Here is a 12,220-nt window from a genome sequence, read left to right as displayed (position 1 = left end):
AGTTCGGGAAAGTTGGGTAGGCTTCTCGCCACTGTCTAAAAGGGGGAAGAGGTGTTGTGTGTTTTCTCGCCTTATTTTTACTTGCCTTGAGTTTGTTCTGTAAAATTGATGAGGTGTGTAGCGGAGGCCAGTAAACAGGTTGGTGGGTCGTGGGCAAGTAAAGTTCTACGTCTGATGCGTAGCCGTGTTTGGCGATAGATATAGGCTTGGGTATAGTTAGTTAGGCGTTGTCTGGCTGAGATTGCGACGTCGGCGATATTCTGTGAACAGGAGTAGGCTTATGATCAGTGCTGCGACAGCATAGGTGGAGGGTTCGGGGACTATTTGGATAATGCCGTTGGTGAGGAAGAGGGAGGTGTCCCAGTAAAGATTGGGGTTGGTGATGGTAGGAAGGTTCCATGTGATGGAGACGCCGCTGTTGCTTAGTGTCGCCCAGTCTGCAATGTCCCATTTGTATTGGTTGACTTCCCAGAGAGGAGTGCCGACGGTGGTGGTGACGTTGATGGTGATATTGCCATTGGGAAGATTAAAGTTGCCGAGGGAGATAATACGGTCATTGGTAGATAGGGCAGCGTTGGTGTCGCCGGCACCGATTTGGACGTTGAAGATGGAGTTGGGGTTTAAGGTGAGGTTGCTAACGGTGAGGTGCCCGATTTGGGATTGACCGGAGAGGTTGACGTCGCCGGGGCTGAGGATGGCGCCGGATTGTATGGTGACGTTGGCGGTGCCTGTGCCGGCTTGACCTGTGCCGGCGAGTGTGGCTCCGGATTGGACGGTGACGTTTCCAGATCCTGTGCCGGAGGCGCCAGGGGTGTTGTTGACGAGGAGAGTGCCAGCGGTGACAATAGTGCCGCCGTCGTAGAGGTTGTTGTTTTTGAGCTCGACGATTCCTGCGCCGACTTTGGTGACGGACGAGGCGGCGTTGTCGCTGTCTTCGTTGATTAGGCCATGGAAGACAGCACGGCTTGTGGCAGAGCCATCGGCGATGAGGCGGACGTTGGCTGCACCGGTGTCGTTGGAGGGTAGGGAGTAGATGTTGGCAGCTGCGACGGGATAGATAACGGTGGAGTTGTTTGTGCCGAGGGTGATGTTGCCTGTGAACTGGACGTTGGCAGAAGGTGATGTGGTGCCGATTGTGCGGTTGCCGGTGTTGCCGGTGTAGTTTTGGAGGTCTCCGGGGCCAGAGAAGGCATCATCGGGTGGTCCGGGGTTGTTGCCTTGATTTTGGGCAACGGTGATATTTTTATTGAAGGTGCCGGAGTCAACAAGTAAGCCTGTGTCGCGGCCGTAGTTGATGCCCGTGACACGGTTGACACCGAGGGCGATGTCGGCCATGCCGTTGTGTGCGGCGTTGTCTTCGAGGCGGAGGGTGCCGGTGATAACGCTAACGGGTGAGTTGCCGAAGTCGTTGTTGCCTGTGAGGTATATGGTAGATTGGGCACCTCCGCCGAGATGACCGACGAATTGAACTATGGGATTATTTGCAGGATTCGTATCATAGTCTGTGGTGTTGGTAGTTATGTTCCCGGATATGGTCACCGTTGTTCCTGCTGTGGGCGCTTCGATGTATTTCGGGGCGCGGTGTTGGGGGCTGTCGGCGGGGTTGGGGGTGCCGCTTATTTGGTTGCCGCTGAGGAGGATGTTGTTGGGGACGTTCATGGTATCGAGGAATTGGAGTGAGCCGCGGCGAATTTCAAATAGGGTGGAGGGGGAGGGGAGTGCGGCGCTGTCTTCGATGTAGAGGCGGCCTTGACGTTGTTCAGTTGGATTGTTTGTGATGCGGCCGAGGACAAAAGTGCCACCGCTGAAGCCAGAATTAGAGCCGTTGAGTTGGAAGAAAGCTCCGTCGTTGCGGTTGCCTAAAACTTCGACAGTAACATTGTTTGCAGTTAGGTTGCCGTTCAGGAAGACGCCTGCGGCATGAGTGCCTTGGTCGTCGTTAACGAATTGGTGGGTAGGGCCGGGAAGGTGGATGTGAGGTTGAATATTGATCCCGGTGACACCTTGGGTATTGCCGTAGTCGAGGCGTTGTATGGTGTTTGTAGCAGCAGTGAGTGTGAGGGTGTTTGTGCCTTGGACTTGCGGGGCTGATGAGTTTGTTGTGTTGGCATTATCAAAGATAATCCGTCCGATTGCATCTGCGAATGATTGCATGTGCATAATTCCGCCGGCGCGGATATTTATTGTGACGTTGTCTTGTATTTGATTGTTATTTTGCCAAAGTAATGTGGCTGATGTGGTGCCGGAACTGTCTGCTACGAAGATGGTGCCTGTGCCTGTGGCGTTTTGGCCAGGGGTTTTATTGAGAGCTAAAGTGCCGGCCTTGACAGCAGTGGGACCTGTATAATTGTTACTTGATGCACCGGATAGAACGACCGTGCCGTTGGAGACTTTGTCAAAGAATGGTGTGCTTTGTATGATAGCAGAGATTGTTCCGCTGTGGGCTATGATGCCTCCGGTGGCAGAAAGTTGGCCAGTGGAGCCGGTGACGTGGCCTACGTTTAGGGTAAGTTGGTTAATTGTGTTGTTGTAGGTTTGAAGGTTCCAAGTAGGATCGACCGAGGAGAATGTGCTATCGTAAAGGACAACATTAGAGGCAGGATTGATGGCGTTATTTATGCCATTGAATAGGGTTCCAGCGCCAATGAAGATTGTACCTGTGTTGGTGTTTGCGGCGTTGAAGTAGACGTTGCTATTTTGACGGATGTCGACGGTGCCGCCTGCACCTTCGATAGGTTTATCAAAGAAAATGGCTTTTGCGTTATCACCCCAGATTCGGACTTGGCGACCGTGAGTTTCCACATTAGAGTCGATGACTAAGTTGCCTTGGACGGGGTTCATTTCAATGTAGGATCCGGCGCCCCCACCCCCACCTACACTGATAGCGACGAGGGATATTTTTTGTTGATTGGTCGATTGGTTTTCAATTTTTCCCGCGTGATTAATCTCGAGTTTGTTATTATTTCCGACTGCGTTGGTAATATGGAATGACCCTGCAGATGAGGCAAAAACGATGCTGTTGAACTTGTCGTAATTGCTATAATTGTATTGTGGATTGAGTTTGTTTGTCCCTGCAAAGACTAGGTCATCGTTGACGGCACCTGGGGCGACTCCACCGACCCAATTTGCGCCAGTGCCCCAAAGGTTATCGGCACCGTTGCCATTCCAGGTGAAAGTGGCCGCCAATAGATGCAGGGAAAAAATAAATCCAAGTAAGCATATCGAAGTGAAACTGAGGTATATGCGATAACGCCAGGATTTAGCCGGGTTTGTGAGCTCTGATGAGGATAAGCCTAAAATTTTAGGTGGTCTGTTTCCGTTCATTCCGTTCATCATACTGGGGTTGATTTTCGTTAATTGATATCATTGTAATTGTAGCATCAAATTTACAAAAAAGTCAAGAAAAAAAACACTTCGCCATGATTTTTTTTCAAAAGAAATGGGAGTGTTGGTGGTGCGCACGTGCGTTAAGCTGGAACAATATTTTGTTTGGGGATAGCGTTGCTACATTGTAAATACACTTTTCCCTGATTTAATCTTGACACTAAGACTTTTCGTGATAATTACGTGTTATGAAATTGAAACAAATTACGTTTCTCCTGACGATAGCATGCTATTCACTGAATCTTGCACGAGTGTATTCTCAAGAGATTATTTTGCAGCATTTTGGGACAAGCTGGCGAGACATTGCCCATCGCATCCCCGAGTTGGCTGAGCTTGGTTACACTGCTCTATGGTTACCACCGCCATTTGAAGGGACAAGCGAGTGGGACGTCGGCTTTGGCACATTCAATCGATTAAATCTAGGTGGGAACTACCCTGGCGGCGCCGAAAAAACAAGATACGGCACATACGACGACCTTATGCATTTGGTAAATACTGCGCATCGTTTTGGATTGCGAGTTTACTTTGACAATGTGATGGCCCACAACGGCGGTCCTACTCCGGGCTATGATGAGAATACTTCCATCTATGCACAGCCGGGGTTTGTGCCTGAGGACTTCCACTTGCGTGTGACTCCGGATGGTTTTTACCGAGATTGGCCAGGGATTGAGTGGCATAAAAATGACCTCTTTCAGCTCCTACATCGGAATCCATTTGGTCGTGATATTGCCCATGAAAATCCCAACGCCAGCTTTGGTCCTACAGAAGGCAGCACCTTTCCGAAATACATAGGGATCCGTCACCCTAATAATCCCGCAGACCCAAATTCTCACGACTTTTCTCAATACTACCCCGATACCGATCTTCCGCTCGTCTTTAATACTCCAGGCGGAGCGATTACGGTCTATCCCTTCGGAAACAAAGAGCCTTATCAAGACGTCGGGATCGATGGCGTAGCTGGCACAAACGATTTTGGCGAATCCAACGGCAAATTTGATTTCATCGACCTCAATAATAACGGACAGCACAACTCAGGCGAGCCTTGTGAACCATTTCAAGACCTAGGAGTTTTCCCCAACGTCCCTGGTCGCAACACCCTCATATACGGAGCTGGTGACGGTCGATACAACATGGGCAATCCATTTCCTGAAGATGTAAATGCAATGCTAAATCGAAAAATTCGTTGGTTCATCGATCGTTTCTATCCTGATGGATTTCGTCTCGACGCTGTTAAACATGTGCCAGACTATTTCTTCGGCAAACAAACAGGTGCAGACAAGGATTGGAGCAATTGGGGTTACCTCGGCCAAGCCCAGGAGCAATTTAATCTTACCCGCGGATTTAGCGACTGGAACAATCACCGCGATACCGTTTTCAATCACAAACAACCCTGGGATGATCTGTTTCTTTATGGGGAACATCTCGGCGAGCCTCCCGGCTACGCAGGCTACTTGAATGCAGGGATGCGCATCGCAAATGATGACTTCCTAAATTCGATTAACTACAAACTTGGCCACCACCTCGGTGGGCTCGACAGTCCAGGATTTGCAATGTATGGAGGAGTTGGAACGGGCATGAAATACCCCATGAGCCACGATAACAATTACCTCTGGGGTGGCCACAGAGAACTCGCTTTCACCTACGGCATCCTCACCGATGGCCCCATGATCATTTACACAGACGGCTACAACCAGTCCGGTCCCCCCGACTGGTTCCCCAAGCCGGCCGGCGTCCCATTCCTAGGGCAATTCGGACAACAATACCTACCCAACGCACTTTCCATAGCCCGCGACTTCGCCCGAGGCGATCAGATTGGCCGCTGGAGCGACCAGAATTACACGGCTTTCGAACGACGCGATAAGCGTTTCAATCCCAGCATGAGCGATGCGGATGGCACTGTGCTCCTCTTTATGATGGCTCGGCTCGGATCAGGCGGCCAAACTCGCCCCCTCACCACAACCTTCCCCCCTGGCTCACGACTCCGCAACTACTCCTACCACGGCGGCCCATTCTTTATCAACGTCCAGTCCAACGGCACACTCCTCGATGACGGCGGAAACCCCATATTTGTCGACGGGGGAAAATACTTCGCCTTCTCTTGGGCATCACCAGAAATGCCGCAAGTATGGGACGATGGCATCAATAGCCAAATCAACCCCATCACAATACTCCAAAACGGACAACCCACACCGACTGTCACTTACGAACGCTTCGACGGCAAAGACGGTGATCCTAACTTCAACCCGCGTGGCGTGCCCAACGACACTCCAGGTGACTACAAATACAGCTTCACCATCCCACGAGTCACCAACGGCACCAACCTTACCTTCATCGCTCGCGCTGACGGCTCTGCCGAAAACATCCTCATAAAGCTTAACGGCGGAGTCGACGTCAACTCACACATGCCTCCCCTTGGCGACCCTAAACCTGATCCCAACAACCCCCTCAAAGAACTCCGCGACAATCCACCCGCCCTTTCAAACGAAGTCTTCATGGGCTTCGAGCAAATGCAGTTCGTCCGCCGAACGGCCGAACGATTCGCCGCACGCAACGTCATCCGCAACCGTGTAGGCTCCCCTGGCTCTGAGACCTACGAATGCATCATTGGCACTGCGGGATTCACCGTCAACAACGGCTCCGGGCCCAACGCCGGCGCCGGCGCATGGCACTACCACGACCCCATCGCGAGCAACGAAAACAACGGCATACAATTCTCTCCCCCCCCACAAAGTGCTGCAGGGCAACCCATCATCATCGAGACTAAAGTCGGCTACCAAAACCAAATCCAAAAAGTCTACCTCTATTACACCACCGATGGCCAAACCTACCCCGAAGGCTCTGCCGGCGTGGGGAAAGGCACTACCCAAGTTATCGAGCTAACAAAAAACCGGAATGCTGCACATGACGGCACTGGCATTCCAGAATGGTGGCAAGGCACAATCCCGGCACTACCGGCTGGCACTAAACTGCGTTACAAAATCGGTGCCCTTCACCTCGACGCACCCAGCGTATTCCCCAACAGCGCATCAAACATCGCCATCAAAAAACAAATGGAAACCGTCTTCCATATCACCAACTTCAACGCGACCACAGCAAAATATCGCCCACACAACGACTACGGCGTTCAACTCACAGGCCTACCCGAAGGATTCAACTTCATCCAAACCCGCGCCTTCCTCAAGCGAGACCACCGCGCTCCCATATATCGCACCTTCACACAGACCTTCTACTACGACACCCAGCGCCCCCAGGGGCAAATCGTCTTCCCCGCAAACAATGGCGACACCATAGGAGGCAATTCCTACGGATTCGTTGTCCGCACCGATCAGACCGTCACCGAAGTCTGGTATCGCATACAAGATAGTGACCCCAACAACGATGACTCCGTTACCCAATCCAATAACGGCAACAACGCCTGGGTCAAAGCCGTCCGTCGCACAGCAAACCCCTACGTCAACAAATTCACCACCTTCCCTGACGAATGGCGATTCGACTACATCAACATCCCCTCGTCCGGCACAGCGACTATCCAAGTCAGACTCAAAGAAATTTCATCCTCATCCAACAACAACCTCTCAGACGTAGCTGGCCATTACACCACCCTCACCCGCACCGTTAACACCCAGGGCGATGCCAGCAAAATGTTTGTTCGCTGGCCACAAAACGACGGAGATACCGTAGGCCAGAATTATGTCATGAAAGTCCAATTCAGTAAACCGCTGGCCAACGGCCTCACCACAGCACAACTCATTGACCGCTTCGATATCAAACTCAACGGCGTCAGTCAACCAAAGTCCCAATACTCAATCATCTACAACGCCACCAACGACTACCACGAGCTTGCATTCCCCCTACCCAACCTATACAACGGCGACCCCCAATACATCCACCAAATCGAAGTCACCCACGCCCGACCAGCGCCCCTCTCCACCCTCAAAGCCAACCGTGCCGTTAAAGCCGCAATCGGAGCAGTTGCAGCGATGGTGGATGTCATCGACCCACCCAACTACGGCGCCAACAACGTCCCATTCCAAATCGTCCTACCCAAGAAATCCAACCCCACTCCACAAGAGCGCCAATACATCGTTAAAATTGAATCCGATGCCACAGTCCAATCCCTCAACATCATCCCCACACCCGGCCAATTTATCGGCACCTTGACTTCACAAGGCCCTCCCACCCTCAGCGGCACGAAAAAACTATGGACATACCTCTGGTCCAACATCAACTCCCCCGGCAACTACTCCTTCACCGTCGAAGCCGACACCGATGGCAACACCACCACTGCAGAGGGCTCCATCTTCCGCTCCGTCCCAGTAGTCTTCAGAGAACTCGTCATCGCCAATCCCAACGACCTCGACGATGACGACGACGGCATCTACGATGCTGATGAGTCCACCCCCAAAGCTTTACCCACCACCAGTTCCAACACCTGGACCAACGGCGACGTCCACATCCACTTTGCCTACGGCCGCACCAATCCCCTCAGCCCCGACTCAGACGGAGACAACCTTCCCGATGGACTTGAAATTGGCTGGCGCACCCCAGGCGCAGCCACCGACATAAACGCCGACACCGATGCCGACGGCTACAAAAACTTCATCTCCTGCCAAGATCCTCCATTCTACAACACCACAGACAACAGCTCCATCCCCGGTTACAACGCCAACGCCTCACGCACCAACCTCATCCAAGGCAGAATGCTCGATCCCAACAACCCCGACTCCGATGGAGACGGCCTCATCGATGGCCTCGAAGACGCCAACCGCAACGGCTGGACGGACGGCGACGGCACCGCGCTCCTCCCCAACCAAGCCGTCAGCACCCGCATCGCTTGGCCCAACAACATCATCGACATCAGCGAAACATGGATTGAAACTTCCCCCAATAAATCCGACACCGACAACGATGGCCTCGTCGATGGATACGGCGAAGACGATAACCTAAACGGTCGCACCGACCTATTCCTCCTCTACTCAAACAACACCCAAAAAGAAATCCTCCTATCAGAAACCACAAACGGCCCCAACCATGTCGCCGGGGCCAACTACCGCCACGGCGGAGCCACCTCTCGCGGCATAAACTATTCCGCTCTCTTCGCCCACTACAGCCCAGCCGGCAACGGCTCCCAACAATCCGCTGGCTGGCCCAAAATCCTCATCAAAGAGACCGACCCCCTCCGAAGCGATACCGATGGTGATGGCCTGCCAGATGGCTGGGAAGTAAACCAAGCCCTCGATCCTCTCGACAACGGCACATACAATTTCAAGACCGGTGCTGCGGGTAACCCAGCACACGGAGCCAATGGAGACCCCGACAACGACGGATTCAGCAACATGCAAGAATACATCGCAGGCACCAATCCCAAACAAGCCAATTCTACCACCCCACAACCCCCATCAGGCCAGATCGTTATCGGCCCGCTTCCACCTAATCAACAAACTACCGTCGGATCCGTCACCGTAGCAGGCGAATTTACGGATTGGAAATACGACGACCTCATCGCCCTCGATCCCTACGACGGCGCTGGCAACAACACCCAAGGCGGCGACACCTACCTCTTCTACGACGGATATGACTCCTCCCGTGACCTCGTCGCCTTCTATGCCCGCGATGGAGGAGCCTCCGGAAATGGCGGAGACGACCAATTCTACTTCCGCGTCGACCTCCACGACCTCAAACCCAACGCCGAACAAGGATTCCTCGATATCTACGTCCTCATCAACATCGGCAACGCAGGTCCCTCCGGAAACGGCGAAGTCGCCCTTCCAGACCAGCTAGACGGCCTATCCGAAATGAAATGGAATGTCGCAGTAGCCGCCTACGGTCAAAATCTCGGCCGCGTATACGTGGATACCAACCCCCTCAACAACACCAACGGCTACCAGAATCCCCTTGACCCACCCTTCGGCGTTCAAGGCCGAGATCAAAATCATGCGACGGGCTTCAAAAAGATCTACTACAACCACGAACTCGACGCCGTAGAGTTCTCCATAAGCCGCCAAGCCCTCCTAGATGCAGGTTGGCTCGGCAATTTCAACCAATTGCGATTCCAAGTCTTCACCACCAAAGACGGCACGCAAAATAATCCCCCCGGCCCAGGAGACATCGTCGGCCCCGATATCGCCGACTCCATCCGCACAGACTGGATCGCAAACGACTACCGAGGCAAAGGCCAACAACACACCGACTACACCCGTGGAGTTGAACTTTCCGGGCCCAACGCCAAACTCACCCAATGGATCGGCATCCAAGCCGATAACGACCGTGGACGACGTGTAAAAGTAATGCCCCTAATCCACGGCAACCAGACGATACGACCAGCAAGCCAAATCCACAATCTCATAAACAACGGAGCCGGCGGCGGCTACCACCGACTCCTCGACGTCCACGAAGCCTACAATGCTAAACTCACCCTTCACATCACACCCACATTAGCCGCTGCCCTACAATGGGCCAAAGTAAATCCGCAATCCAATAAGCCCTGGCTCGATGGCCCCTCGTTCAACCAACGCATCAAAAATCTCAAAAACTCCGGGCTAATCTCCATCCCCGCCACCACCTTCTCCGATCACATCCTCCCCTACTTCCACAACGCCTATAACCAAGACAACCTATCCCTCGCAAACGAATTCCTCACCGCCATATACGGCGCCCCGTCCAATAAAGTCTTCTACACCCCAGAACGCGTCGTAAACCCCGACGTGATCAGTAAAATCCTAGCCCTCGGCTACACCCACGCCTTCATCGATCAAATGCTACACATCACCCGATGGTATGGGCGCAACTCCGCCGTCAGCAACGACGGCTATCGCATAAACAAAATAAACGGCCTCCACTTCTTCATCATCAATGATCAAGCCAGTAGCTACCGTTTCCTCAACACCGACAACGGCTCACACACCCTCCTAAGAGAACTTTTCAACCGAAAAGCCCGCAACTGGCAGCAAGACCAAGTCGTCATCCTCCACACACATTGGGAAGACTTCGACAACGCAAACAACGCCAACGCCTACGACCGCACAATCCGCTGGATGGCATCGCGTCCCTGGATTGAGCTCGTCACCGCAGACCAGATCGCTAATAACCAAATTGACCTGTCCGTTCCCCCTAACGGCACCGGTGATCCCTTCGGGACTGTCGATCGCCCCAACAATCCCAATCTACCGCTCGTCTCCTCAGACTACCTCCACTACGCCACTCAAGAAAACTACAACAACTGGTATAACGGACAACCTGCACGCGAAGAAGGATTACTCAATAAAGTATTCAACATCAGGCCAGGAGTCCCACTTCCAAAAGCCTTCGGTATAATCTCCACCTCTGGAATCATCAAAGACGCATGGGACAAACTCACAGCCATCATCAACCCCGACCTCAAACGCCTCTCACGCACCACTCTCCACGCAGCAACATTCGTCACCGCCTTCCACAACCAACCCAACGTTGACCTCACCAAATTCAGCACCGGTGATTATGTCAATTCCGATACCTCCTACAACACACTCGCAGAATTTGCGCGCATCGCACACAGCCAAGCCCGCTTTGCCGCAGTCTACCAACGCGCCGACACCTGGCTCACCTCCGCAAACAACAACGCCTACAACGGTATCGTCCAAACTGCCTCCGAAGACATCGACCTCGATGGCGAACCTGAATATCTCATCATGAACAGCCGCCTCTTCCTCGTCTTCGAGCGCATCGGCGGACGTCTCGTCTTAGCCATCACACGCGATCCAGTCACAGGCAAAGCCTATCAAGCACTCGGCAACTTCGCCTCTAACGCCAATTCAGAGACAGAAGAAGAAGGCGCCACCAATGCCACAGCCTACCGCACCTCCGGACTCAAAGACTGGTGGGCGACCCCCGCCAATACCTCACAATACGTCAACAACTACTACTCCGTAGCATCCGCCACAGGTGGCACCGGCTGGCAATTTACAAGCTCAGATAATCGCATAACTAAAAATATCACACTAGCGGCGGACTCCACAGAAGCGCTCGTCACCTACAACCTCAGCAACATCAATCAACTCTACGTTCGCTTCGGCCTATCCCCCCACACCTACAATCTCTACATCCACGGCCAAAACCACCTCGGCAATCTAGTCAACACCGGACTCAGCGTCGGACTCCTCAACACCTTGCCCAATAACAACGTCTACTCCTATGTCCGCCACACAGGGCCAGGCCTAAATGCCTCTTACGTCAGCGGAGCTTCCGACACAGCTCCGGCAGTCACTGATACCGTGCCCATGCGCAACCAACCTCAAATCCACCAAGTTGAAATCACCGGCACTGCTCCAAGCTTCACCCTTGCATTCGGCTTCCAAGCCGGCTCCACGATCACCCTCGACTCCGATGGCGATGGATTACCGGATGCCTGGGAGGCTCAATATAATCTAGATCCCAACAATCCCTCAGGCCTGCAAGGGGCCTCAGGTGACCCCGACGGCGACGGTCTCACCAATATCGAAGAATTCATCCTCGGCCTCAATCCAAGCTCAGCCCACGACGCAGCTCATCCGATTATCACCATCACACACGGATCAGGAGGCTCTATGGATATCAGTTTCCCGACGCTACCCGGGCGGCAATATCGCGTCGAATTTACAAACAGTCTCCATTCACCCTGGGCGCCCGCCTCCAACTGGATGAATGGCACAGGATCGCAAATGACGTGGAACGACAACGGCACCACAACCGGCTCTTTGCCCACTACAGTCCCACGTCGTTTCTACAGACTTCAAGTCCAGCTCCAATAATAAAGCCGAATCAAGATAGCGTTGCACAGCGCGTAGATTCAGCTAATCACACTCCCACATTATAATCATCC

General features: G+C 53.0%; 2 protein-coding genes. One reads left to right on the top strand and one right to left on the bottom strand.

The window, feature by feature from the left end; genetic code table 11:
- Window positions 1-216: 216 nt before the first annotated feature.
- Window positions 217-3,324 (bottom strand): autotransporter-associated beta strand repeat-containing protein, encoded by a 3,108-nt coding sequence (locus NZM04_09225; GenBank protein ID MCS7064204.1) that lies wholly within the window; start codon window positions 3,322-3,324, stop codon window positions 217-219.
- 248 nt (window positions 3,325-3,572) lie between these two features.
- Between NZM04_09225 and NZM04_09220 the strand changes: the two genes are divergently transcribed.
- Entirely contained in the window at window positions 3,573-12,149 is an 8,577-nt protein-coding gene (locus tag NZM04_09220) for an alpha-amylase family glycosyl hydrolase (protein MCS7064203.1), read from the top strand.
- The last annotated feature ends 71 nt before the right edge of the window (window positions 12,150-12,220 follow it).

The organism is Candidatus Methylacidiphilales bacterium (assembly GCA_025056655.1).
GTDB lineage: Bacteria > Verrucomicrobiota > Verrucomicrobiia > Methylacidiphilales > JANWVL01 > JANWVL01.
This window is presented reverse-complemented; position numbering and strand designations above follow the sequence as displayed.

What these genes read in the sequence shown, in the direction of transcription:
- NZM04_09225 (MCS7064204.1), bottom strand. Translation starts at nt 3,324, where the DNA reads ATGAACGGAAACAGACCACCTAAAATTTTAGGCTTATCCTCATCAGAG.
- NZM04_09220 (MCS7064203.1), top strand. Translation starts at nt 3,573, where the DNA reads ATGAAATTGAAACAAATTACGTTTCTCCTGACGATAGCATGCTATTCA.